General features: G+C 65.6%; 24 protein-coding genes. 13 read left to right on the top strand and 11 right to left on the bottom strand.

The genetic code is table 11. The annotated features are described in order from the left end of the window. Window positions 1-78: 78 nt before the first annotated feature. On the bottom strand, window positions 79-1344 hold the full coding sequence (locus tag ASC68_RS18735; protein ID WP_055882699.1) for an extracellular solute-binding protein: 1266 nt from the start codon (window positions 1342-1344) through the stop codon (window positions 79-81). Window positions 1345-1382: 38 nt separating this feature from the next. Next, window positions 1383-2498, bottom strand: a complete 1116-nt coding sequence (gene ugpC / locus ASC68_RS18730; protein WP_055882697.1) for a sn-glycerol-3-phosphate ABC transporter ATP-binding protein UgpC — start codon at window positions 2496-2498, stop codon at window positions 1383-1385. Between the two features lie 260 nt (window positions 2499-2758). On the opposite strand from ugpC, the gene ASC68_RS18725 reads away from it, so the two are divergent. Then, entirely contained in the window at window positions 2759-3412 is a 654-nt protein-coding gene (locus ASC68_RS18725) for a GntR family transcriptional regulator (RefSeq protein WP_082528288.1), read from the top strand. 158 nt (window positions 3413-3570) lie between these two features. On the opposite strand, the gene ASC68_RS18720 is transcribed toward ASC68_RS18725, so the two are convergent. Continuing rightward, window positions 3571-4266 (bottom strand): GntR family transcriptional regulator, encoded by a 696-nt coding sequence (locus ASC68_RS18720; protein ID WP_248310564.1) that lies wholly within the window; start codon window positions 4264-4266, stop codon window positions 3571-3573. Window positions 4267-4350: 84 nt separating this feature from the next. Between ASC68_RS18720 and ASC68_RS18715 the strand changes: the two genes are divergently transcribed. The 9 genes from ASC68_RS18715 (at window position 4351) to ASC68_RS18675 (ending at window position 13337) form a co-directional block, all read left to right on the top strand. Continuing rightward, complete coding sequence (locus ASC68_RS18715; RefSeq protein WP_055882693.1) at window positions 4351-5502, top strand: mandelate racemase/muconate lactonizing enzyme family protein; 1152 nt, start codon at window positions 4351-4353, stop codon at window positions 5500-5502. A 50-nt stretch (window positions 5503-5552) separates the two neighbouring features. Then, entirely contained in the window at window positions 5553-6824 is a 1272-nt protein-coding gene (locus ASC68_RS18710; RefSeq protein WP_055882691.1) for an ABC transporter substrate-binding protein, read from the top strand. A 240-nt stretch (window positions 6825-7064) separates the two neighbouring features. After that, window positions 7065-7997: a sugar ABC transporter permease gene (locus tag ASC68_RS18705; RefSeq protein WP_055882689.1), complete on the top strand. Its 933-nt coding sequence runs from the start codon at window positions 7065-7067 to the stop codon at window positions 7995-7997. Continuing rightward, complete coding sequence (locus tag ASC68_RS18700) at window positions 7984-8898, top strand: carbohydrate ABC transporter permease (RefSeq protein ID WP_197421304.1); 915 nt, start codon at window positions 7984-7986, stop codon at window positions 8896-8898. The genes ASC68_RS18705 and ASC68_RS18700 overlap by 14 nt, the downstream gene beginning before the upstream one ends. A 3-nt stretch (window positions 8899-8901) precedes the next feature. Then, on the top strand, window positions 8902-9234 hold the full coding sequence (locus ASC68_RS18695; RefSeq protein WP_055882683.1) for an L-rhamnose mutarotase: 333 nt from the start codon (window positions 8902-8904) through the stop codon (window positions 9232-9234). An 11-nt stretch (window positions 9235-9245) separates the two neighbouring features. Beyond that, window positions 9246-10424, top strand: a complete 1179-nt coding sequence (locus tag ASC68_RS18690) for an aldose 1-epimerase family protein (protein WP_055882680.1) — start codon at window positions 9246-9248, stop codon at window positions 10422-10424. After that, window positions 10424-11188, top strand: a complete 765-nt coding sequence (locus ASC68_RS18685; protein ID WP_055882678.1) for an SDR family oxidoreductase — start codon at window positions 10424-10426, stop codon at window positions 11186-11188. The genes ASC68_RS18690 and ASC68_RS18685 overlap by 1 nt, the downstream gene beginning before the upstream one ends. 188 nt (window positions 11189-11376) lie before the next feature. Then, window positions 11377-12570, top strand: coding sequence for a CoA transferase (locus ASC68_RS18680; protein WP_055882675.1), 1194 nt, complete (start codon window positions 11377-11379; stop codon window positions 12568-12570). Continuing rightward, a complete protein-coding gene (locus ASC68_RS18675; RefSeq protein WP_055882672.1) occupies window positions 12567-13337 on the top strand; it encodes an enoyl-CoA hydratase-related protein in 771 nt (256 codons plus the stop codon). The genes ASC68_RS18680 and ASC68_RS18675 overlap by 4 nt, the downstream gene beginning before the upstream one ends. Before the next feature lie 150 nt (window positions 13338-13487). Here the strand turns inward: ASC68_RS18675 and ASC68_RS18670 are convergent, their stop codons facing one another. Genes ASC68_RS18670 through ASC68_RS18655 form a run of 4 tightly spaced genes read right to left on the bottom strand, consistent with a single transcriptional unit; the run spans window position 13488 to window position 17463 of the window. Beyond that, complete coding sequence (locus ASC68_RS18670) at window positions 13488-14408, bottom strand: ROK family protein (RefSeq protein ID WP_055882669.1); 921 nt, start codon at window positions 14406-14408, stop codon at window positions 13488-13490. Beyond that, window positions 14405-15283 carry a carbohydrate ABC transporter permease gene (locus ASC68_RS18665; protein WP_082528285.1) on the bottom strand — a complete coding sequence of 293 codons (879 nt, stop codon included), beginning with the start codon at window positions 15281-15283 and terminating at the stop codon, window positions 14405-14407. The genes ASC68_RS18670 and ASC68_RS18665 overlap by 4 nt, the downstream gene beginning before the upstream one ends. Further along, window positions 15270-16199 (bottom strand): sugar ABC transporter permease, encoded by a 930-nt coding sequence (locus ASC68_RS18660; protein WP_055882666.1) that lies wholly within the window; start codon window positions 16197-16199, stop codon window positions 15270-15272. Before ASC68_RS18660 ends, ASC68_RS18665 begins: the two co-directional genes overlap by 14 nt. 4 nt (window positions 16200-16203) lie before the next feature. Continuing rightward, window positions 16204-17463, bottom strand: a complete 1260-nt coding sequence (locus tag ASC68_RS18655; RefSeq protein WP_055882663.1) for an ABC transporter substrate-binding protein — start codon at window positions 17461-17463, stop codon at window positions 16204-16206. Between the two features lie 179 nt (window positions 17464-17642). Here ASC68_RS18655 and ASC68_RS18650 point away from each other — a divergent pair, with 179 nt between their 5' ends. The 3 genes from ASC68_RS18650 to ASC68_RS18640 are packed head-to-tail and all read left to right on the top strand — an operon-like array spanning window position 17643 to window position 20631. Next, window positions 17643-18389, top strand: a complete 747-nt coding sequence (locus ASC68_RS18650) for a GntR family transcriptional regulator (RefSeq protein ID WP_055882661.1) — start codon at window positions 17643-17645, stop codon at window positions 18387-18389. Beyond that, window positions 18386-19945, top strand: coding sequence for a DUF4127 family protein (locus tag ASC68_RS18645; RefSeq protein WP_055882658.1), 1560 nt, complete (start codon window positions 18386-18388; stop codon window positions 19943-19945). The genes ASC68_RS18650 and ASC68_RS18645 overlap by 4 nt, the downstream gene beginning before the upstream one ends. Further along, the gene (locus ASC68_RS18640) at window positions 19942-20631 is read left to right on the top strand and encodes a putative N-acetylmannosamine-6-phosphate 2-epimerase (protein ID WP_055882655.1); all 690 of its coding nucleotides are present in this window, start codon (window positions 19942-19944) and stop codon (window positions 20629-20631) included. Before ASC68_RS18645 ends, ASC68_RS18640 begins: the two co-directional genes overlap by 4 nt. 164 nt (window positions 20632-20795) lie before the next feature. Here ASC68_RS18640 and ASC68_RS18635 read toward each other — a convergent pair whose 3' ends face one another. Genes ASC68_RS18635 through arcA form a run of 4 tightly spaced genes read right to left on the bottom strand, consistent with a single transcriptional unit; the run spans window position 20796 to window position 23721 of the window. Then, window positions 20796-21464, bottom strand: a complete 669-nt coding sequence (locus ASC68_RS18635; RefSeq protein ID WP_055882653.1) for an exopolysaccharide biosynthesis protein — start codon at window positions 21462-21464, stop codon at window positions 20796-20798. Between the two features lie 2 nt (window positions 21465-21466). After that, window positions 21467-21850, bottom strand: coding sequence for an SHOCT domain-containing protein (locus ASC68_RS18630; protein WP_055882650.1), 384 nt, complete (start codon window positions 21848-21850; stop codon window positions 21467-21469). 13 nt (window positions 21851-21863) lie between these two features. Further along, on the bottom strand, window positions 21864-22469 hold the full coding sequence (locus ASC68_RS18625; RefSeq protein WP_055882646.1) for an HdeD family acid-resistance protein: 606 nt from the start codon (window positions 22467-22469) through the stop codon (window positions 21864-21866). A 10-nt stretch (window positions 22470-22479) separates the two neighbouring features. Next, window positions 22480-23721 (bottom strand): arginine deiminase, encoded by a 1242-nt coding sequence (gene arcA / locus ASC68_RS18620; protein ID WP_055882644.1) that lies wholly within the window; start codon window positions 23719-23721, stop codon window positions 22480-22482.

The raw sequence follows: 23721 nt of genomic DNA, 5'->3' as shown, positions 1-23721 counted from the left end.
TGCAGACTTTTCCGGTTCGAAAGCGCGACAAAATCAAAAGTCCGGCCGGACGCACTGGGCGTCCGGCCGGTCGATCGGTTACTCGACCTGGTAGCCGTTGAGCTTGGCGAGATTGGTGAGCTCGGTCTGCAGCGCCGGCAGGGCGCCTTCCACCGTGCCGCCGCTGGCGAGCGGCTGCACCACCACCTTGGCGATCGCGTCGCTGACCGAGAAGCGCAGGCTCACATAGCCGGGATGGCTGAACGCCGCCGCATCGGCTTCCACCTTGAAGACGTTCGGATCGGCGTAATACGCGTCAGCGGCGAGACGCGCGCCCCAGGCTTCGGCGGACGGCCGGTGCCCCGGCAGCGTCACTGCGGCGGTCTGGTTGGCGATATCGGTCGACATCCAGGTCACGAGGTCGACCGCCTCGGCCGGATGCGCCGTGTCTTTCCAGGCGCCATAGGTGCCACCACCCCAGCTCCAGGTCAGCGGCTGGCTCTGGTCGTCCCACTTCAGCGGCAGCGCTGCGGCAAGCTTGCCGGCCGGCCATTCATAGGTCGGCTTGATCACATACTCGCCGAACCAGGTCGGCCCGATCATCAGCGGGATCTTGCCGCCCTTGGCGAGCGCCACGAAATCCGGCTCGAACGGCCCGACCTTGGTCAGGCTGCCATTGGCCAGCATCGCATCGACCATGCGCGCCGGCTTCAGGCACTTGTCGGTGGTGAGGTCGATCTTGACGGTGTCTTCCTTGCCTTCGACCGGCATCACCATGTCGCAGCCGTCGGAGACCAGCATGGAGTAGAGCGGAAACGCCTCGACGCCGGTGCCGAGGCTGAGGCCCTGCGGCGCCAGCTCTTCACCGAGCTTCTGGAATTCTTCCCAGGTGGTCGGCACGGCCTTGCCGAGCGCTTCCATCGCCGGCTTGTCGTACCAGACGATCATGTGCGCCAGGTCGTTGCGCATGCAGAGCAGCTTGCCGTTCACATGGCAGGGCGAGTTGCCGTTCGGGTAGAACTCGTCCTGCAGCGCCTGCGGCACCTTGTCGGTGAGATCGAGCAGGTAGTTCGAGCGGCGGGTCGAGAGCTGTGCGGTATACCCGATATCCGACATGAAGATCACGTCGGGGATTTCGCTCTTCGCCTGCAGGGCCAGCTGGATCTTGGCGATCAGGTCGGCCGGCGCCACGGTGGTGACGTTGAGCGTCACGTTGTCGTGCGTCTTGTCATAGAGATCGAACATGGTGAGGCGCGGCGTGTCCGACCAGACGTTCAGCGTCACCGCATCCTGGGCCATCGCCGCGCCGGCCATCAGGCTCAACGCGACGCCGCCGGCAAGCGCGGCGGTCCTTGTACGAAGCATAGTCTCTCCTCCTGTATAGTCCGGCTTTCGCGCCGGATTTATCTGCCGACGGCCGACACCATGACGGCGCCCGCTGCGTCGAACACGTGAACCTGGTCGGACCGCAGCCCGACCTGGACCTCCTGCCCCGGCTCGAGGTCGGAACGGCCCATCACCTGCACGGTGATCACCTCCGGCGTTCCCCCATCGAGATAGGCGTAAGTGATGTTGCCGAGCCGCTCGACCGACTCGACCCGCGCCGGCAACGCGGTCAGCCCGGCGGGCACCGCGGCCCCGGCAGCGACCACTTCCAGCGTCTCCGGCCGCACCCCGAGCGTCACCGCATCGCCGACATTGGCGCCGCGCGCTGCAAGGTCGAGCCGCGTGCCGCTGCTCGCATCGAGGCTCATCGTCGCCTTACCGTCGGCGGCGCTCAGCACCTTGGCCGGCAACAGGTTCATCTTGGGCGAACCGATAAAGCCGGCAACGAACAGGTTGTTGGGGCGCGCGTAGAGATCGAGCGGCGGCCCGACCTGCTGGATACGGCCATTATCGAGCGCCACGATCCGGTCGGCGAGGGTCATCGCTTCTACCTGATCGTGCGTCACGTAGATCATCGTGGTGCCGAGCTCGCGGTGCAGCCGCTCGATCTCGAGCCGCATCTGCACGCGCAACGCCGCATCGAGGTTCGACAGCGGCTCGTCGAACAGGAACACCTTGGGGTTGCGCACGATGGCGCGGCCGATGGCGACGCGCTGGCGTTGGCCGCCCGACAGCTGTGCCGGCGAACGGCTGAGCAGCTCATTGAGCCGCAAAATCCGCGCGGCTTCCTTGACCCGCTTGTCGATCTCGTCCTTGCCGAAACGCGCCAGCTTCAGGTTGAAGGCGATGTTGTCGTAGACGTTCATGTGCGGGTAGAGCGCGTAGGACTGGAACACCATGGCGATGCCCCGCTCCGACGGCTCGGCGAAGGTGACGTCCGTGCCGTCGATCAGGATATCGCCATCGCTCACCGTCTCGAGCCCGGCGATCATCCTCAGGAGCGTCGATTTGCCCGAGCCCGAGGCGCCGACGAACACCACGAACTCGCCCTTGTCGATGGTCAGGTCCACGCCCTTGATGACGTCGACCGTTCCGAACGACTTGCGCACGTTTTTAAGCTCGACCGCGGCCACCTAGCAGCCCCTGCCCGTCGACCGCGACACCATCACCAGCTTCATGCGACCCCTCCGTTGAGATATTATTGAGCGGCAATGATATCTCAAGTCAAGGCACCGACTCCTCCAGAACGCCCTCAAACATGCCCCGTAAGCGTGATCTGGCAGCTTGCAAGCTCCGTAGAAACCTGTGTTCTCTGGCGTTTTGCTGAGATTTCCAAATCGCCTGTTGATATACTAAAGTGCGAAAACACCTCTCGACCAATTCACCGGTGAACATGTCTGACGTCCGAAACGACAACGAAGGGTACCGCCGCTTCCGTAAGGCGATGAATGACGGCACGCTCGAAGCCGGCATGGTGGTGACCCAATCCGAACTCTGCGAGCTGCTCGGGCTGTCGCTGTCGCCGCTGCGCGAAACGCTGGTGCTGCTGGAAGAATTCGGGCTGGTCGAGATCAAGCCGCGCGCCGGCATCAAGATCGTCTACCCGGAGGTGGCGTTCATCCGCGAGAACTACCAGTTCCGCATCATGATCGAGATTTTTGCGCTCAAAAGCTTCGGCGACACCGTCTCCGACGCCTGGCTCGCCGGCATGCGCCTCAATCACGAGAAGTGCCGCATCAGCCTGACCGATGGCAGCCCGTTCGAGGCGGCACAGACCCCGTTCCTCGAACTCGACGGCCGCATGCACCGCGAGATCGTTGCATCGCTCGGCAATCGAGCCATCCTCGATACCCACGAACGCCTGCAGGAAAACATCCGCATGGCGCAACGCGTCCACCGCCGCCCCGGCTTCCGCGGCTATCTGGTCGATACCGTCGACGAGCACATGCGGGTCATCGCCGCGCTCGAGCAGCGCGACGTCGCCGGCGCCATAGCGGCGATGGAAGCGCATTTCCAGGGCTCGACGCATAGGACGTTCGCGGCCTGAACCCGACTGAGAGGGACGGCCCCCTCCCGGCCTCCCCCATGAAGGGGGAGGTGAAGAGTCGAGGCTCTGTCTTCGATCGTGCCAAACCCACCGGCGGGCACCTCCCCCTTCATGGGGGAGGATGGGAGGGGGCCGTCTGTCGCGTCTAGGCCAGCCCCCTAAACGAACATCCCCAGATGCCGCTGCAGTGCCGCGTTGAAATGCGCCACCAGCGCCGCTTCGGCGCGATCGGGGTCGCGCGCTTCGGACGCTTCGATGATCTCGAGATGCTCGCGGATCGATCGCTGCGCCAGGGGCGCCGTGAGCTTGCGGTCGAGCCGCACCAGCTTGAGATAGGTGTGCATCCGTCGGTAGCTGGTCTCGATCAGCGCGTTCCTGAGGATCGCGATGATCGAGTTATGGAGCAGCGTCTCCAGCGCCTCGAGCTCCTCCATCGTCTCCGCCGTGAGGCCTGACGTCTCGATGTGGCGGGACACGGTGCGGTGCCGGTCGCCCAGTTCGCGGATCAGGTCCTCGTCGCCCTGCTCGGCGAAGGCTCGCACCGCCGCCCGCTCGATGATGGTGCGGAACTGATAGGTCGATTTGGTGAGCTCGAGCCCGGGCTTGACGAACTGGATGCCGGAGCGCGGGTGGATGGTGAGGATGCCCTCGACCTCGAGGGTCCTCAGCGCATCGCGCAGCGGCGCCACCGGGATGCCGAGCAGCTTCACCAGATCGTTCTGCGACACGAAGGCCCCAGCCGGCAACCGCCGGTCGAACAGGTTTTCCAGGATCCGCATATAGGCCAGATCGCTCAGCCGTCCGCCCGGCTGCGCCTCGGCCAGGCCGATATCGGCACCCTCATTCACAGCCACTTGTGCGCCCGCTTTCATTGGTCTATTAGCGTCACCGTCTGATATATCAGATGTTCATGTTAGTCGATCAGAGATCGCCAGCCTATGCGCATTTCCGAATTCCGCATCACCCGTTTCCAGTTTGCCCGCGACCGCGTTATCGGCGACAGCCAGGTCCGCGCCGACGATGTGAACATAGCGGCGCTCGAACTGATTGCCGATACCGGCGCGGTCGGGCTGGGGTTTATCCAGACATTGTTTTATCCGCTGCCGGATCAGGCCGAGATCGAGCGGGTGTTCCGCTCGGAAGCCTGGCCCGGTCTCGAAGGCCAGCCGCCGGCCGGGCTGGTGCATCGCGTCGGCCGGCCGCGCGGCGGCAACCAGCGCGCCTACACCCTGCCCTTCCATGAGGCGCTGCAGGTCGCGCTCTGGGATCTCGCGGCCAAACAGGTGAACCTGCCATTGCACCAGTTGCTCGGCAGCCGGCGCAACAAGGTCGAGGCCTATGCCTCGGGCCTCGACTACCACCTTTCGGACGACGAGTTCGCCCGTTTCTTCGCCCATGCCGATGCGCTTGGCTACCGCGCCTTCAAGATCAAGGTCGGCAGCCCGGATTTCGACTGGGACCTCAACCGCCTGAAGATCCTCAAGCAAGTGGTCCGCAAGGACGCCCTGGTGATGATCGATAGCAACGAGGCCTGGGGCGCCAAGGAAGCCTTGGTCAAGCTCACCGCCATCCGCGATGCCGGCCACGAGCTGCTCTGGGTCGAGGATCCGATCCTGCGCAACGATTATGCCGGCCTAAGGATGCTGAAGGACGCGGCCAACTGGACGCTGATCAACTCGGGCGAATATCTCGATGCCCACGGCAAGCGCCTGCTGATGGAACAGGACGCCACCGACATTCTCAACGTCCATGGCCAGGTCACCGACGTGATGCGCATCGGCTGGCTCGCCGCCGACCGCGGCATTCCGGTCAGCCTCGGCAACACTTTCCTCGAGGTCGGCATCCATGCCGCCTGCGCCCTGCCCGAAGTGCAGTGGCTCGAATACTCGTTCCAGAATTTCGACCACCTGGTCGACCAGCCGGTCGAGATCAAGGACGGCTGGGCCTACGCCCCGGATCGCCCCGGCCATGGCCTGGTGCTGAACGAAACCGCCCGCCGCGAGTGGGCCCGCCCCAACCTGTTGCCGCGCTCCGAGCTCGGCGAAGCCCCGTTCAATCCGCGCGTCGCCAAGGCGCTGCAAGCGGCCTGAAACCAACGACCCCAAGCTACGACCCACGTCATCCAGGGAGGAGACCTCGTATGAATCTTCTGCGCACCACTGTGGCGCTCTCGGCGATCCTCGTCGCCGGCGCTGCCCTTGCCCAGGACGGTGCCATCACCGTCTGGGCCGACGCCACCCGCCAGCCGGCGGTCGAGGCTTTCATCGCCGCCCATCCGGAAGTGCCGGTCAATCTGGTGCTCGACGACGGCTCGTCGGGCGCCTCGGGCACCTTCCAGACCAAGATCAGCCTCGCCGATCAGGCCAATGAAGGCTGGCCGGACGTGGTGTTCTCCACCCAGAACAACGATGCCGCCTGGGCCGCCCGCGAGAACAACGGCGCGCAGGCCTTCGCCCAGGTGCTGAACGAGGGCTTCCTAGACCAGGCCTTCCTCGATGGCTTCACCCCCGGCGCGCTCGACCCGGTGACCGTCGACGGCAAGGTCTATGGCCTGCGCAACGACCTCGCGCCGGTGCTGTTCTGGTACAACAAGACCCTGATGGATCAGTTCGGTTACACCGCCCCGACCACCTGGGAAGACTACCAGGCGCTGGGCGACAAGCTCGCCGCCGAGCACCCGGGCTATTTCCTCGGTGGCTTCGGCGACGCCTTCCAGGGTCCCTATATCTACTATTGGAGCGGCGAGGCGCCGATCTTCCAGCTCGAGGGCGAGACCTTCAAGTCCGACACCTCGGCGCCCAATGCGGTGAAGGTCTCCAACCTCATCGACCACATGGTGGCCAACAAGACCCTGACGCTCGACAGCGTGTTCGGCGCCAGCTTCGTCGCCAGCGCCGCCAACCTCGTCGCCATCCCTGGCCCGGCCTGGTACTCGGGCGCGCTGTTCCAGAACCCGGGTGGTGTCAACGCCAAGGCCGGTGACTGGGTCGCCGCCCCGCCGCTGAAATGGGCCGATGGCGCTGCGGTCACCGGTAACGTCGGTGGCGGTGTCTGGTACGCCTCGAGCCACACCCAGAACCCCGAGGCGGTGAAGACCTTCCTCAAGTTCGTCACTTCCGACACCAAGGTCGCCGGCACCGGCGGTCTGCCGGCCTATCAGGCGGCGGCGGATGCTTGGCTCGACGCGCAGGCGGCGAGCGGCTTCTACGCCGGCGACTTCAAGGCCGCCATCCAGGCTGCCGCTTCGAGCGTCTGGAATGGCTGGGGCTACCCCAACTTCTCGCCCGAAACCGCCTGGGCCAAGATCGTCACCCCCGGCCTCGCCGCCGGCAAGACCATGACCGACCTTTCGGCCGACTGGCAGCAGGAAATGAAGAACGAAGCGCAGGTCGTCGGCTACACCGTCGAGTGACATAGCGCCTGAGCTTGCCGAGGGCGCCTGGCGCCCTCGGCTCACGGTGATCGTAAGAGCAACCAAGCGGTCATCACACACTCGATGTCATCCCAGCGAAAGCAGGGACCCCACGGCGAGGGCTTTGCCCTCGTCCGTCGCATCCCGCGCTGGCGGTGACATGGGTCCCTGCTTTCGCAGGGATGACATGCGGTGGGTGGGATAGTCCGCACCAATGCCTCTAGTGCCTGGAGCCGCCAAGTGAGCACGATCGAGAATAGCGCTGCCACTGCTGCTGTCGCCCTCGAGCGCCCGAAGAAGGGCATGAGCGTCGAGCGCGCGCAGGGGCGCATCGGCGTGCTGTTCGCCACCCCCTACACGCTGTTCCTCATCGCCTTCGGCATCCTGCCTGCGCTCTACGCCATCTATCTCGCCTTCACCAAGAAAGGCGCCTTTGTCGGCTTCGACAACTTCCTCAAAGTGTTCAAGGACTACCGGTTCTGGCCGGCGGTCGAGCATGTCGGCATCTTCATCGTCGTCTGGCTGGTGCTGCTAGTTGTGCTGGTGGTGACCCTCGCCATCCTCGTCCACTCGATTGGCTTGCGCTGGTTCTCCGGCACGATGCGCTTCGTTTATTACATCCCGGGCGCCCTGGCCGGCGCCTCGAGCGTCATGCTCTGGCTGTTCGTGCTCGACCCCACCGTCAGTCCGGTGTCGTGGCTGCTGCAGGCATTGGGGATCGAGAGCTTCGTCGGCGCCGTTGACGCCAGCCGGCTGCCGATCGTTCTCGCGGTGATCGCCTTCTGGACCGGCGCCGGCGGCTGGATCGTCATCATGTATGGCGCGCTCAACAACATCTCCAAGGATGTCATCGAGGCCGCCCGCGTCGATGGCGCGGGGCCGGTGCGGATTGCCTGGTCGATCCAGATCCCGCTGATGCGCAAGTGGATCGCCTACATGGTGATCATGAGCTTTGCCGGCGGCACCCAGCTCTTCGTCGAGCCGCGCGTCCTGGCGCAGGCGAGCCGCGGCGTGGTCGGGCAGGACTATTCGCTGAACCAGCTCGCCTTCCTCTATGCCTTCAAGCAGAACGATTTCAACGGCTCAGCGGCGATCTCGCTGGTGCTGCTGGCCGTCGCCGTCGCCCTTTCCATCTACTTCGTCTTCAAGGGTGGCCTGTTTGAGCGCGCCTAACTCCGAAATCGTCGGCACCCGTATGCGCGACCTCACGCCCGGCGCCTGGCTCGGCCGCGCCTTCGGCGTCTTGATCCTCATCGTCTTCGCGCTGTTCTTCGTCGTGCCGCTGCTCTGGCTGCTGATCGCACCGACCAAGACCGATCGCCAGCTGCTGCTCGAAGCCCCGTTCGCGCTCGGCGATATCGGCACGCTGCTGAGCAACTGGCAGAGTCTGATGACCTTTCAGGGCGGGCTGATCTGGACCTGGATCGGCAACTCGGTGTTCTACTGCGTCGCCGCGCTGGTGATCACGCTCTGTATCTCGATCCCTGCCGGCTACGCCCTGGCGATGACCGAGTTCCGCGGCCGCAAGCTCCTGCTGGTGGTGACGCTGATCGTCATGCTGATCCCCTCGACCGCCCTGGTGCTGCCGATCTTTCTCGAGCTGAGCGCGGTGCGGCTGATCGGCAATCCGCTCTCGGCCATCCTGCCCTTCTCGTTCTATCCGTTCGGCGTCTACCTCACTTACATCTACTTCTCGACCGCGGTGTCGCGCGACCTCTTGTCGGCGGCGCGCCTTGACGGGGCGAGCGAGTGGCAGGTGTTCATGAAGATCGCCATGCCGCTCTCCACCCCGGTGATCGCGCTGGTCGGCTTCTTCAGCTTCACCGGCAACTGGAACAACTACTTCCTGCCCTATGTGACGCTGCCCGGTCGCAAGGCGCCGATTCAGGTGGGCCTTGCCGAGTTGCTGTCGAACGTGCCGGCCTTTAACCCCACCAATGCGGCCTCGACCACCATCACGCTCTCGGCGCTGGCGCTGGCGACGCTGCTCGCTATCGCCCCTGTGCTGCTCGTCTTCCTGTTCGCGCAGCGCTACCTCGTTTCCGGCATGACCGCCGGCGGCACCAAGGAGTAGTTTATGGTCCAGCGCATGGGCATGGTGATCGGCGTGAAGCCGGAAAAGCTCGCCGAATATAAGCGCCTCCACGCCGAGCCGTGGCCGGAGATGAACGCAGCGCTGAGCGCGGCCAATATCCGCAACTACTCGATCTACCTGCGCGAGCCCGAAATGCTGCTGTTCGGCTACTGGGAATATGCCGGATCGGACTATGAGGCTGACATGCAGGTGCTGGGCGAAAAGGCCATTACCAAACAGTGGCTGGCGCTCACCGACCTGTGCCAGGCGGCGCTCAACACCGCCGCCCCCGGCGAGTGGTGGAGCATGATCCCCGAAATCTACCATCTCGACTGAGGAGACGCCCGATGGTTGAGCTCAACGGCCGGACCTACACCCGTCGCGAGATCGCCGAGCGGGCGGGCATGCTGAGCCAGTTCGCCGGTGTCCGCCTGATGGAACTGAGCGACGGGGTCGAGCGCGGCATCCGCATGCTCGAGTTCCGCACCGGTTCGGGCCTCCGCTTCACCGCTTTGGTCGACCGCGCCCTCGACATTGCCGATTGCGAGTTCAAGGGCCAGGCGATCGGCTGGAACTCGCCGGCCGGCTTCCGCCATCCGGGCCTGCATGAGTACGAAGGCGAAGGCGGCCTCGCCTGGGCCCGCTCGTTCTCCGGGCTGCTTGTCACCTGTGGGCTCGACCACATCCTGTTCATGAACGAGGTGCCGGCCGACAGCTATGTCTACGGTCCCAAGCCGACGGTCAGCCACTCGCTGCACGGCCGCATCGGCACCATCCCGGCCAAGCTCACCGGCTATGGCGAGGAATGGCGCGGCGACGAGTGCGTACTGTGGGCCGAGGGCATCGTACAGCAATCGGCGGTGTTCGGCGAAGACCTGCACCTCGTCCGCCGCATCGAAGCCGATGTCGGCGGCAAGGAGATCCGGATCAGCGACCGGGTGGTCAACCACGGCTTCTACAAGACGCCGCATATGTACTGCTACCACGTCAATGTCGGCCACCCCGTGCTCGACGAAGGTTCGCGTTATCTGGCGCCGATCGATGACGTGGTGTGGGCGGCCCACGCGGGCAACGATTACCGCAAGCAGGGCGTCGGCTACCGCACCCTGAGCGCCCCAAAGCTCGATTTCCACGAGCAGGTCTGGCAGCACGAGCTCGGCGCCAATGCCGAAGGCAAACAGTTCGTTGCCCTGGTCAACGATCGCCTCGGCCTGGGCTTCGAGGTCGAAACCGACAAGGCCCAGTTCCCCTGCCTCTACGAATGGCAGAACCTCCAGGCCGGGCAGTATGCGCTCGGCATCGAGCCCTCGACCAACCACGTGCTCGGCAACAAGGCGGCGCGCGAGCGCGGCGAGATGATCTGGCTGCAGCATGGCGAGGAGAAGCGCTACGACAGCACCTTCCGCATCCTCGACGGCGCCGCCGACATCGCCGCCAGCGAAGCGCGCATCCGCGCCATCGCGGGCCAGCCCGACGACGAGTATCCCGCCCCGTCAGGCAACCACCTGAAGATTGCGGGACGCTGATGGGCGCGGATCGCTTCGGCTCGCTCGAGGGCAGGACCATCCTCTATACCGGCGCGGCCGGCGGGCTGGGGCTGGAGACGACGCTCGAACTGCTGCGCTCGGGCGCAAAGGTCGTCGCCATCGACAACGATGCCAACAAGGTTGCGGCGCTGCTCCAGGCGGCGGGAGGCCTGCCGGGCCTCACCGTCGCCAAGCTCGATCTCGCCGATCTCACCGGGCTGCGCGCCGGGCTGCAGAAGCTTTCGGCCGAGGTCGGCGGCTTCGACATCGTCATCAACAATGCGGCGATCTATCCCTCAAAGCCCTTCGAGGACTACACCATCGAAGAGATGCAGCTGGTACAGCGCATCAATGTCGATGCCGGTATTGTCTGCGTCCAGGTGGCGCTGCCGCATATGAAGTCGGCAAAGCGCGGCCGCATCATCAACATCTCGTCGGTGACCATCTCGGGCGGCTGGTCGGACCTGACGCCCTATGTGCAATCGAAGATGGCGTTGGTCGGCCTCACCCGCTCCTGGGCCCGCGAGTTCGGCAGGCACGGTATTACCGTCAATGCCGTGGCGCCGGGCGCCTTCCCCACCGATGCCGAAAAGATCCACCCCGACCTGCCGGCCTACGAAAAGCGCATCTACGAGGCGCAGGCGCTGCAACGCCGCGGCGCACCGGCCGACATCGCCAACATCCTGATGTTCCTCGCCTCCGACGCGGCTTCCTTCATCACCGGCCAGACCATCCATGTGGATGGCGGCTGGTACATGCACTGATGTGCACCATGACTGATAGAGACGGCCCCCTCCCGGCCTCCCCCATGAAGGGGGAGGTGAAGAGTCGAGGCCCTGTCTTCGATCGTGCCTCCCGCTGGATGCGGCACCTCCCCCTTCATGGGGGAGGCCGGGAGGGGGCCGTCTGCTTCAGTTTCCCACCAACTTTCATCTCCTCGGAATCCTGACCCATGGGTATTCTCTCCGGCTATCGCGTCCTCGATTGCTCCATCGCCATGGCGGGCCCGTTCGCGGCGCAGCGGCTGGGTGACCTCGGCGCCGACGTGGTCAAGGTCGAGCCGGTAACCGGCGAGTGGCAGCGTCATACCGCGGCGGGCGGGGCGCGCGGCAACAAGGTCAACGTCTCGTTCCTGTCGCTCAACCGCAACAAGCGCTCGCTGGCCGTCGATTTGAAGGATTCCGACGGCAAGGCGGTGCTGCTCGAGCTGGTGAAGACCGCCGACGTGTTCCTGCAGAACTATCGGCCGGGCGTCGCCAAGCGCCTCGGCGTCGACTACGAGACGCTGTCGAAGATCAATCCGCGCCTCGTCTACGTTTCGATCTCCGGCTACGGCGAGGACGGCCCCTATCTCAACCGCCCCGGACAGGATCTGGTGTTGCAGGGCATGTCCGGCGCCATGCTGTCGGCCGGCCGCGACGGCGAGCCGCCCAATGCGGCGGGCCAGTATCTGGTCGACGGCATCACCGCCTACACTGCGTTCGAGGGTGCGCTGGCGGCGCTGCTGCACCGCGAGCGCACCGGCGAGGGCCAGCTGGTGCAGGTGAACATGCTCGACGCCATCACCACCATCCAGATGCAGGAACTCTCGGTGTTCACCGTCGGCCATAAGCCGCAGGTGCGCTCGGCCGAGCCGCACGCCCATGTCTATATCCGCGCGCCCTATGGCGCCTTCGCCACCTCCGATGGCTTCATCATCGTCGCCTTCCCCAAGCTCGCCAATCTCGGCCAGACCATCGGCGAGCCGAGCTTTCTCGATATGGACGACGAGGTCGACACCTGGACCCGACGTGACGAGATCTTCGCCAAAACCCGCGACCGGCTAAAGACCAAGACCACCGCCGAGTGGCTGGAACTGCTGCGCGCTGCCGACATCTGGTGCGGCCCGGTCTATGGCTATGCCGACCTGGTCGAGGATGAGCAGATCAAGCACAACGGCACCTTCGTCGAGTACGACCACCCGACTGAGGGACACGTGAAGACCCCGGGCTTCCCGATCCGGTTTTCGAAAACCCCATCGACGGTCGAGCGCGGCGCCCCGGTGGTCGGCCAGCACAGCCGCGACGTGCTGCGCGAAGCCGGCTTCGACGACGCGGCGATCGAGCAATTGCTGGCCAAAGGGGCAGTGGCGGAGAACGAGATATGAGCGACAACATCCTCGTCGAGCGCGACGGCTTCGTCGGCATCATCACCATCAACCGGCCGGAAAAGCTCAACGCCATGACGCCGGAAATGGCGGCGGCGCTGGTTGCCGCAGTCACCGAGTTCAATGGCGACGACGCAATCCGGGCCGTGGTCCTGACCGGCGCTGGGGAGAAGGCGTTTTCCGCCGGCTCCGACATCCGCACCCTCGACGACTACGACAGCGCCTGGAATTTCCGCAATCGGCCGGATTATTGCGACGCCATCCGCGCGCTGCTGAAACCTTCGATTGCCGCGGTGAACGGCTATGCCTTCGGCGGCGGGCTCGAGACCGCCATGGCCTGCGACATCCGCATCGCCTCGGACAATGCCAGTTTCGCGGCGCCCGAGATCAAGCTCGGCTGGATCGGCGGCGGCGGCATGGCGGTGAACCTCGCCCACGCCGTCGGCCCATCCAATGCGGCGCTGATGATCATGACCGGCGATCCGATCGATGCCGCGACCGCCGAGCGCTGGGGCCTCGTCTCCCGCACCGTGCCGCGCACTGAGCTATTGGCTGAGGCCAAGCGCCTCGCCGCCACCATCGCCTCGCGCGCCCCGATTGCCGCCGAGACGGCGAAGCTGAACCTCCGCGCCGCCTGGGAGCTGTCGATCGCCAACGCCATCAGCTACGAGCGTGACCTGCAGGCGATCTGCTTTGCCACCGAAGATGCAAGCGAAGGCCGTGCGGCGTTCAAGGAGAAGCGCGCACCGGTGTTCAAGCGGCGGTAGGTGATCTTCGAGCCCTTCGGGCACCCACTCGCCATCTCCACCGGGTGCCATCCCAGCGAAAGCTGAGACCCATCTATCCGCCGGCGCGAGCGGCGAGTTGGGTCCCAGCTTTCGCTGGGATGACATCGAGTGGGTGGTAAGGCCGGAGACCTAAGGCGCGCCCGAAGCCGCCCCGAACGCCGCCAGCGCCGCGCCGATCAAACACGCCGTCGGCCCGAACCTTGCCGGCACGATCTCCACGGCCTTCGACAGCCCCAGCGCTTCACGTCGCGCCGCGGCGCGCGCCGGTTGCAGCAGCCGGTCGCCCAGTGCCAAGACGCCCCCGGCCACCACGATGATCTCGGCATCGACCACATTGTTGGCGCTGCCCAGCACCGCGCCCAGCACCTCCGCCGCCTCGGCAATCACCGCCTGGGCCTCGGCATCGTCGGTCTCGGCCAGCGCCGCGATCTCGCGGAGGTTCCGCTCGTGTCCGGTCCGCCGCGCGTATTCGATCTCCATCGCCGTGCCGCTGGCATAGGCCTCGAGGTGGTCGGTGCCGCCGCAGGGACACGGCCGGCCCTGCCGCAGCGGCGACAGGTGATGGCCGACGCTGCCGGCAATGCCATAGGCGCCGCGCTCGACCTGACCATTGCGCACCAGCGAACCGCCGACGCCGGTGCCGAGCGCCACGATCAGCGCCGAGCGTTTGCCGCTCGCCGCCCCAAGCACGCCCTCGCAAAGCCCCGACGCCTGCACATCGTTGAGCACGGTGACGGGCATGCCGAGCTCTTCGATCAGCCGCTGCTGCAGCCGAGTGCCGGCCCAGCCGCTCAAATGATCGGTCGCCGAGGTGATCTCGCCATGTTCGCCGACGACGCCGGCCGTGCCGACGCCACAGCGGCTGACCGACGAGGGCGCGCCAAAGAGGACGTCTTTCGCCAGCGCAGCGACAGCGGCGATGATCGCCTCCGCCCCGTCGCGGGCCGGCGTCGCGACCTGCCGGCTCATGACGATAGTGCCCGCCGCATCGACCAGGCCGACCAGGATCTTGGTGCCGCCGATATCGACGGCGAGGGCAACCTCGCTCACTTCAGCGCACCCGTGGCGATGCCGCCGATGAAGTAGCGCTGGAACACCAGAAAGATCAGGAAGGCCGGCAGGGTGAACAGCACGCAGGATGCCATCAGCGGCCCCCATTGGACCCCGTGCTCGCCGAGGAACGAGTATAGCCCGATGGAGAGCGTATAGCTCTCCTCGTCATTGAGGTAGATCAGCGGATAGAGGAAATCCGTCCACGCCCAGACGAACTGGAACACCGCCGAGGTGATCAGCGCCGGGCGCGCGATCGGCAGCACGATCGACCAGTAGATACGGAACTCCGACGCCCCATCGACCTTGGCCGCTTCGATCAGCTCGTCCGGCACGCTCAACAGGAACTGCCGGATCAGGAAGATGAAGAACGGCGTGCCGAGGAAGGCCGGAACAATGAGCGGCAGGATGGTGCCGGTGGCGCCGATCTTGTTCCACATCATGTAGATCGGGATCAGCGTCACCTGCGGCGGCAGCATCATGGTGGCGAGCACCATGATGAATAAGAGGTTCCGCCCCTTCCAGCGCAGCTTACTCAGCGAGTAGGCGACCAGCGGCGACACCAGCACCGTACCCAGGACGCTCAGCCCGGCAATCACCACGGTATTGAGCAGGAACCGGAAGAACGGGATCTGCGTCAGCGCCCCGACGAAATGGTCGAGCGTCCAGCTGCGCGGCAACAGCTCCGGCGGCGCCATGAAGATCTCGTCCGAGACCTTGAACGCCGTCGTCAGCATGACGATGAACGGGAACACGAACACCAGGGCGAGGAGGATCACCAGGGCGTAGCGGTAGATGGTCATCAGCCAGCCGAAGCGGCCGCCGACCGGCACGCGCTCGCCGAGCGCGGCGCCTTGATACTCAGCGGTTGTCATAGAACACCCACTTCTTGGCCGACCACAGGATCAGCAAGGTGATGGCCAGCGTCACGAACAGCAGCACCCAGGCCATCGCCGAAGCGTAGCCCATCTTGAGGAAAGTGAAGCCGTTCTGGAACAGGTAGATCGAGTAGCTCAGCATCGAGTCGCCCGGTCCGGTCGCGGTCTGCGTGCCGAGCCCCGGATCCTTCGACAACACGAACGGCTGGGTGAACACCTGGAGAAACGCGATGATCAGCACGATCACCTGGAACAGCGTCACCGGTGAGATCATCGGCCAGGTGATGTGCCAGAAGCGGCGCAACGGCCCGGCCCCGTCGAGTTCGGCGGCCTCGTAGAGCTCCTGCGGCACGTTCTTCAGCGCTGCGAGGTAGATCAGCATGGTGCCGCCCACCGTCCACAGCATCAGGACGATCACCGAAATGCCGCCCCAGCTGGCGTCGAGCAGCCAGTTCGGCTGTGGGATGCGGAACCAGCGCAGGATCTCGTTGACGAAGCCGTATTGGGCGTTGAGCAGCCAGCGCCACAGAAAGCCCGCCGCCACTGCCGGCACGATCGAGGGCAGGTAGACCAGCGCCCGCCACAGCGGCTGGCCCTTGAGCTTCTGGTTGAGGATGTGGGCGCCGGCGATCGAGATCGCGATATCCACCGGCACGCCGACAAAGGTGAAGAACAGCGTGTTGTAGAGGCTCTTCCAGAACTTGGCGTCCGAGATCATCCGCTCGTAATTGGCCAGCCCGACCCATTTGGGCGCCTTGAACAGGCTGAAATCGGTGAGGCTGTAATAGCCCGAGGCGAGGATCGGCCACAGGTAGAGCACCAGGAAGCCGATGATGAACGGCGAGGCGAAGGCCAGGCCCTTGAGAAGGGCCCGGCCTGTCGGTTCGCTCGGTGTCGGACGCGCGCTCTGCAACAGCTTACTGCGAGTACGAGCCGGTACGATCGGCAACGCCCTGGAGCGCCGCTTCGGCAGTCTGGGCGCCCTGCAGCACCGAGTCGAATGCGGACGCGAGGTCGGCATTGTATTCGGCCATATAGAGCGCCGGCGGCAGGCCGTGCGTGTTTGGGTTCTTCAGCGCGTCGAGCCAGACCTTGAAGTTCGGCAGGTCGTCGTAGGTGGCACTGTCGACCAGCGACAGGCGGCCCGGCAGGTTCGCCAGCACGTGGCTGAACTTTTCCATCGCCGGCGGGCTGATCAGGTACTTGAGGAACTCGCCCGCGGCTTCCTTGTTCTGGGTGTTGGTCGGGATGAAGATCGTCGACACGTCAGCCCAGGTCGAGCCGTTGAGCTCGGGCGTCTTGCCCGGCACCTGCACCACGCCCCAATCCATACCGGCTTCGGTATTGAACTTGGCGCGCCACTCGCCTTCAAACACCATGGCGATCTTGCCCTGCTTGAACGAGTCCTGGTCCGACATATAGGGGCCGAAGCCAGCGACGAACTTGTTGTAGGCCGCGGGAGTCACCGGCGCCACCACGTTGTCGAAGTAGAACTGGACCCCCTCGACGAACCCCGGATCGGTCGGGGTCGGCTTGCCGTCGCGGTTCCAGTCGCCGCCATGCGCGTAGCCCAACGTCTTGAGGCCGGCCGAGATGTCGGTGAGCCCGAGGCCGAGCTGGGTGACGTTGCCCTCGGCATCCACCTTGGTCAGCTTCTTGATGGCGTCGGCGAGCTCGGCCATCGAGGTCGGCGGGGTAACGCCGGCTTCGTCGAGCAGCTTCTTGTTGTAGACCAGCTGGAAATTGTGCGTGGCGATCGGCACCGAGTAGAGCACGCCGTCGACCACCAGCTGCTTCATGGCGCTCTCGGGGAAATCGGCGGTATCGAGACCGAACTCGTCGAGCGGCAGCAGGATGCCCTGGTTCGCCCACGAGGCGATGTTGGAGGCAAAATTGTCCGAGATGTCGAAGGCGCCCTTGGCGCTCGACATCGACGCCAGTTGCTTCGTCATATCCGGGCTCGACACGCCCTTGACCACGATCTTGTCCTGGCTGGCGTTGAAATCGGTGATGATCTGCTCGAGCGCCGCGCCCTCTGCGCCACCCCACAGATACGAGAAGGTGATCTCGGTCTTGTCCTGCGCGGAAGCGCCGAGCGCCCCACCCAGCAGCATGACCGCGCCCAGCGCGGTCGACATCGCGGCATGCGCCGCACCAGCTTGAGCTTTCCGCTCCATCCTGAATTCTCCCTTGGCTACATGCCGCCAAATGGTGTAGCCCAATTTTTCGAAGCCCGTCAACATGGCGTCACATCGGCCACGAATCTGGCGAATATCGGCGCAATTGGAGTATACCACTCACTTGCCCGGGATAATGGAACTGTGCTTTGATATGCGCGAGTGGAGGGAATCCGATCATGGCTGAGACCGCCGGGAACGGTCGCACGGGCACCAAGGGGGCTCAGTTGCGGAGCTATCTGCTCGGCCTCATCGAGGGCGAGCTGAAGCCGCACGAAAAGCTCCCCACCGAGCGCGACCTTGCCGAGACCTTCGGCGTCACCCGCCTGACCGTAAGGCGCGCCCTCGACCAGCTAGGCTACGAGGGCCGCGTCTACCGCACCCAGGGCGCCGGCACCTTTGTCTCCGAACCGCGCATCGCCAAATCGGTGGAACTGACCTCGTTCACTCAGGACATGCGGGCCCGCGGCCTCGTTCCCGGCTCGCTCGATACGGTGGTCGAAGAAATCCCGGCCGGCGCCGAGATCGGCGCCCGGCTGGCGCTCAGCCCGCGCGATCTGGTCGCCCATATCTCGCGCGTCCGCACTGCCGATGGCGAGCCGATGTGCATCGAGAACACTTATGTTCCGGCCAAGCTCGCACCAGGCCTTGCGGCGCGCGGCATCACCGGTTCGCTCTACCAGATGCTCACCGAGACCTATCACCTGAAGATCGAAAAGGCCGAGCAGTCGATTCACGCAACGGTGCTCGATCCACCGCTGGCCAAACTCCTCGGCGTCCCCGAATTCTCGCCGGCCTTCAAGGTGCTGCGCGTCGCTTACGATGCCAAGAACCAGCGCATCGAATATGCCGAGAGCGTCTATCGCGCCGACCGTTACTCCTACGATTTCGTCATTTTCCGCACGAGCAGAGACAATACGAATTGACGTCCACACGTGCCCTTTCCCTTGCTTTCCTTCCCCTCGATGAGCGCCCGGTCAATATCGGCCTGCCCGCCGGTATCGCCGCCATAGCAGGCGCCACCCTGGTGCTGCCGCCGGCCGAACTGTTGCCTCAACTCCGCCAGCCCGGCGATGCCGACGGCCTCGGCCGCTGGCTCGAGCGCACGGCGCCATCGACCGACGCGGTGATCGCCTCGCTCGATATGCTCTGCTATGGCGGCCTGATCGCCGCCCGCACCACCGCCGATACGACGCTCAGCGCCCTCACCCGGCTCGACGTGCTGCGCCGCCTCCATGCCGCCCATCCGCAGCTGCCGCTCTGCGCCGTGTCGCTGGTTATGCGCGCCTCCAATTCCTACAACCCGCAGGAAGAGCCCGATTACTGGGCCCGGCACGGCATGGAGCTGCACCAGCTCGGCGCGCTGCACCACCGCGACCTGCTCGAAACCCTCGGCGCCAGCCATGCCGGCAATGCCGAGGCGCTCGCCGCGCTTCGCGCTGCGCTCCCCGGCGAGATCGTCGCCGATTTCGAACGCCGGCGGCTGCGCAACCACCACGTCAATCTCGAAGCCATCGCGCTCGCCTCCGAAGGCGTCATCGATCCGCTGCTGATCACCGCCGACGATACCGCCGAGCATTCGGCCGGCTCGGCCGAGCAGGTGTGGCTGAAGCAGTGGAGCCACGTCCTCCCCATATCAGGCGAAGTGCTGATGTATCCCGGCGCCGACGAGGTGGCCGCGGTACTGGTGGCGCGCCAGCTCGGCGCCCGCTTCGGCGTTACTCCGCGCTTCGCCGTCGAATGCGCCGATCCGCCGGGCATGCAGCGCATCGCCAAATACGAGAACAGCCCGATGCACGAGGCGGTCGATCGCCAGCTCCGCGCCAGCGGCTCGGTCACCGTCACCGACCCCGAGGCCATGGCGCTGGTCGTCCACGCCCCCGACCCGAAGCGTCGCGACCATTGCGGCATGGTGGTCGAAAAGTCCGGCACCGGACACGACGGCGCCCAGTCCATCTTCGATGCCGAGGATGCCGCCGAGGCCAACAAGACCGCCAACCTCATCGCGAAACTCCTAGCCGCCGGCCGCGAGGTCGCACTCGCCGACCTCCGCTATTCCAATGGCGCCGATCCGTTGCTGATCGAGGAGCTGCACCGCCGCGGCATCCTGCTCGAGCTCGTCGCCTATGGCGGCTGGAACACCGCCGGCAATGCGCTCGGCTCGGTGGTCGCTGCCGCCGCGGCGATCCAGATCGGCCGCGCCGCCGGCACCTTCGATGCCGCCGCCGCCCGTCGCGTACTGCTGCACCGGCTGATCGAGGACTTTGCCTATATGACCGATGCCCGCCGTCCGCTGAACGCCGGCGTCTACACCTTTGCCGACCGAACTGAGGAGGCAGCGGCCGAGACGGCAATCGGCGCCGGCCTCGACGCCCCCCTGAAGCGCCTCACCGGGCGGGACGACCTCGGCATCACCGCTGTCCGCTTCCCCTGGCACCGCAGCTTCGAAGTCGACTTCACCATCGCCGGGGATCTCTCGTGACTGGCCCTACTCTGCTCAAGCGCCTCGAGCGCCAGCTGATCGTTTCCTCGCAGGCGATGAACCCGAAAAGCCCGTTGCGCCAGCGGCCCGATATCCTCGCGCTCCTCGCCGAAGCGGCCGAGCTTGGCGGCGCTGGCGGCTTCCGCCTCAACGGCGCCGACGTCGTCGGCCTGCTGCGGCCGCGCACCAGCCTGCCGATCATCGGCATCGTCAAGGACACCCGCGAGGGCTTCGACAACTACATCACCACCTCCAGCGCCGACGCCGAAGCGCTCTCAGCCGCCGGCGCCGATATCGTCGCCATCCAGGCCACATCGGGCACCCGGCCGGGCGAGAGCTTTGCCGAGATCGCTGCCACCACCCACCGGCTCGGCAGGCTGGTGATGGCCGACATCGCGACCCTCGACGAAGCGCGGCAGGCCGCCGCCGAAGGCGCCGACCTCATCGCCACCACCATGGTCGGCCACACCGCGCTGACCGAAGGCGTGGCCCGCCCGCCATTCGATCTGGTGTCCGAGATCGTCGCGGCACTCGACGTGCCCCTGGTGGTCGAAGGCGGCATCTGGACCCCCGAGCACGTCGCCGCCTCGTTCGAACGCGGCGCCTTCGCCGTAGTCTGCGGCTCGGCCATCACCGCTCCGGATATCATCACCGAACGGCTGGTGGCGGCGATCCCGGGTCGGTAGCTAGCTCAGCGCGCTTGGCCCCCTCACCCCGGCCCTCTCCCCAGAGGGGCGAGGGGGCGCGAGTTGAACCGCCAGTGCCACAACGCCCCCTCGCCCCTCCTAGGGGCGCAATTGCGCTCCCGGGGGAGAGGGCCGGGGTGAGGGGCGCCAAGCACACCGGCCCCCTAAACCACCGTATCGATCGCCCACAGCACCGCGATGATCGCGAAGATCGCGATCAGCACCGCGATCACCCCCAGCACCCCGACCAGCACCCCGCTGAGGATCAGCAGCCCGTCGCGGTTGAGGATGCCGGCGCTGATCATCGCCACCGCCAGCGAGGGCAGCATGTTGCAGAACGGGATCGGCGGCAGCATCACCAGCGCCATGCCGATGTTGAACAGCCCGAGCAGCGGCAGGGCGGGCCGGCTCGACAGCGCGAACAGCCGCGGCGACGAGACCCGGGTCAGCCCCTCGGCAATCCGCGCCAAAATGTCCATGAGCTTCATCAGCGGCTTCAGCGGCAGCCGCCGCTCGCCGACCCACCGCCACAGGTGGATCGGCCGATGGAACAGCATCAGGATGGCGAATGCCAGGATCACCAGCGAGACGACGAAATTGTAGCCGGGCGGCCCGGGCAACAGGTTGAGCAGCGCGAACACCAGCAGCGCCAGCGCATGCGAGTGGATGCCGATCAGCTCGATCAGCCCATTGCAGGTCAACCGCGCATCCGGCTCTTCCGCCACCTTTCGCAGCTTGGCGATCATCTCGGCGAGTGTCGCCTGGATCGGATCGTTCTCGCTGTCGGGCGGCAGGGCGGAGGTGTCCTCCGCCCCTGGTGTCGTTTCGATCACCGTCAGTGCGCCAGCGCCGCCGCCTTGATCTCGGCATACTCGGCTTCGGTGATCGCGCCCTCGTGCAGCAGCGTTTTTGCCCGGGCGATCTGGTCGGCCGGCGTCGCCTGCGCCACTTCGCGGATATAAGCGTCGGTCTGCGACTTGAATTTCCGCTCATCGGCCAGCTGCCGCTGCGCCATGCCCTGGCCGCGCGCGATGATGTAGACCAGCGCCGTCAGCAGCGGCACCAGCAAGAGCGCAATGATCCACAGCGCCTTGGCAAAGCCGCCCATGGAATTGTCGCGGAACACATCGACCACGATGCGCACCAGCACCATCAGGTAGGACAGAAGGAAGAAGCTGATGGCGATCAGCCACAGGAATTCCCAGAAGTTCGAGGTCATCTCTATCTCCAGTTCAGGGTGAAGGGGGTGCGGGTTGAGCGCCCCGCGGCACGACGACTTTCCAGGCGAGCGCCAGCATGGCGCCTCCTTCCCCAATCAATTCCAGCCCCACGAACAATGCGATCACCCAGACCGGCGGCTCCGGCAGGCTGGCGATCAGCAGCAGCGACAGGGCAACTCCCAGGACACCGCTGAGCACCACCCACAACCAGTTCTCGAACGGCCGGATGGTGAAGCCGAAGGTCAGCCGCGCCACGCCCTGCACCATCAGATAGACGATCACCAGCATGGTGATCACCTCGCGCGCCTGGGCCGGGTTGCGCAGCAGCAGGATGCCGACCAGCAGCGCAATGACGATCGACAACAGCTGCAGGCTCGAATGCGGCATCTGCCTCGTGCCGAACAGCGCGACCCCCTGCAGCGCCGCGGTGGCGATCAGCAGCCAGCCGAGCGGCACCGCAATCGCCGCGCCGCTCAGCAGCGGATAGAGCATGGCGAGGAGCCCGGCGACGATCAGCAGTATCGCTTCGGCGATGTAGACCAGCGCGTATTTGCGCACCGCCTGGTGCATCGCTGTGCGATACGCTTCGGCTGCCTGCTCGAGCGTGATGCTCTCCATCTCGGCCTCGCTAATAATCCACCGCGTCGCGGCTGATCGGGCAGGTCATGCAGTGCCCGCCGCCGCGCCCGCGGCCGAGCTCGGACCCCGAGATGGTGATCACCTCGATGCCTTCGCGGCGCAGCAGCGTGTTGGTGTAGGTGTTGCGGTCATAGGCGAAGACCACGCCGGGTGACACGCAGACGAGGTTAGCGCCTGAATCCCACTGCGTGCGCTCGCGCATATAGGCGTTGCCGCCGGTCTCGACGACGCGCAGCTGCTTCAAGCCCAGCGCCTCGGTAACCGTCTCCACCAGCCCCTTGTCCTTGCTGAGCACGATGCCGCCCTTACCGTCCGGACGGTAGGAGAAGCATTCGATCTTGTTGACGATATCGGGGTAGAGCAGCACGCAGTCGCGATCGGCGAAGGTGAACACCGTGTCGAGATGCATCGCGGCGCGCAGTTTCGGCATCGCGGCGATGATGACGCGCTCCACGGCGCCCTGCTCGAACAGCGACTGCGCCAGTTGCGCGATGCCCTGGCGCGAGGTGCGCTCGCTCATCCCGATCAGCACATTACCCTTGCCGATCGGCATCACGTCGCCGCCCTCGAGCGTTGCCATGCCCCAGTCCCTGGTCGGATCGCCCCACCAGACATTCACCTTGCCGGCGAAGTCCGGGTGGAACTTGTAGATCGAGGTGGTGAGGATGGTCTCCTCGTGCCGCGCCGGCCAGTACAGCGGGTTGAGCGTTACACCGCCATAAATCCAGCAGGTGGTGTCGCGGGTATAGAGCGTATTGGGCAGCGGCGGCAGCAGGTACTCGTTGACCCCCGCCGCATCGCGGACCAGCTCCATCAGCCCGGCGCCATGGCTATCGGGAAACTCGTAGGTGGAAAGCCCGCCGATCAGCGTTTCCGCCAATTCCCGGTTGTCGAGGCCCTCGAGATAGGAGCGGACGTCGTCGACGAGGTCGGGGCCGACCTGGTTGGCGACCACCTGGTTGTCGAGGATCCACTTCTTGGCCTCGGGTACGGCGACAGTCTCCGCCAGTGCGCTGTGCATCTCGACCACGTCGACGCCGCGATCCCTGAGCTTCTGCATGAAATCGAAATGGTCGCGCTTGGCCACATCGACCCACATCACATCGTCGAACAGCAGGTCGTCGCAGTTCGAGGGGGTGAGCCGCTGGTGCGCCCGCCCCGGCGCGCACACCAGCACTTTGCGCAACTGGCCAACTTCCGAGTGCACTCCGAACGCAGTTGCCGTGCTCAT

Origin of the sequence: Devosia sp. Root105 (genome assembly GCF_001424865.1) — a bacterium.
In the GTDB taxonomy this organism is placed as follows: Bacteria; Pseudomonadota; Alphaproteobacteria; order Rhizobiales; family Devosiaceae; genus Devosia_A.
The sequence above is the reverse complement of the archived record's forward strand: the minus strand, read 5'-3'. Positions and strand labels throughout refer to the sequence as shown.

Excerpts from the sequence above, each read along its gene's own strand:
- ASC68_RS18715 (WP_055882693.1), top strand. The coding sequence starts at position 4,351 with ATGCGCATTTCCGAATTCCGCATCACCCGTTTCCAGTTTGCCCGCGAC.
- ASC68_RS18735 (WP_055882699.1), bottom strand. The coding sequence starts at position 1,344 with ATGCTTCGTACAAGGACCGCCGCGCTTGCCGGCGGCGTCGCGTTGAGC.
- ASC68_RS18630 (WP_055882650.1), bottom strand. The coding sequence starts at position 21,850 with ATGACCTCGAACTTCTGGGAATTCCTGTGGCTGATCGCCATCAGCTTC.
- ASC68_RS18710 (WP_055882691.1), top strand. The coding sequence starts at position 5,553 with ATGAATCTTCTGCGCACCACTGTGGCGCTCTCGGCGATCCTCGTCGCC.
- ASC68_RS18680 (WP_055882675.1), top strand. The coding sequence starts at position 11,377 with ATGGGTATTCTCTCCGGCTATCGCGTCCTCGATTGCTCCATCGCCATG.
- ASC68_RS18685 (WP_055882678.1), top strand. The coding sequence starts at position 10,424 with ATGGGCGCGGATCGCTTCGGCTCGCTCGAGGGCAGGACCATCCTCTAT.
- ASC68_RS18690 (WP_055882680.1), top strand. The coding sequence starts at position 9,246 with ATGGTTGAGCTCAACGGCCGGACCTACACCCGTCGCGAGATCGCCGAG.
- ASC68_RS18655 (WP_055882663.1), bottom strand. The coding sequence starts at position 17,463 with ATGGAGCGGAAAGCTCAAGCTGGTGCGGCGCATGCCGCGATGTCGACC.
- arcA (WP_055882644.1), bottom strand. The coding sequence starts at position 23,721 with ATGAGCACGGCAACTGCGTTCGGAGTGCACTCGGAAGTTGGCCAGTTG.
- ASC68_RS18725 (WP_082528288.1), top strand. The coding sequence starts at position 2,759 with ATGTCTGACGTCCGAAACGACAACGAAGGGTACCGCCGCTTCCGTAAG.
- ASC68_RS18665 (WP_082528285.1), bottom strand. The coding sequence starts at position 15,283 with ATGACAACCGCTGAGTATCAAGGCGCCGCGCTCGGCGAGCGCGTGCCG.
- ASC68_RS18625 (WP_055882646.1), bottom strand. The coding sequence starts at position 22,469 with ATGGAGAGCATCACGCTCGAGCAGGCAGCCGAAGCGTATCGCACAGCG.
- ASC68_RS18675 (WP_055882672.1), top strand. The coding sequence starts at position 12,567 with ATGAGCGACAACATCCTCGTCGAGCGCGACGGCTTCGTCGGCATCATC.
- ASC68_RS18695 (WP_055882683.1), top strand. The coding sequence starts at position 8,902 with ATGGTCCAGCGCATGGGCATGGTGATCGGCGTGAAGCCGGAAAAGCTC.
- ASC68_RS18650 (WP_055882661.1), top strand. The coding sequence starts at position 17,643 with ATGGCTGAGACCGCCGGGAACGGTCGCACGGGCACCAAGGGGGCTCAG.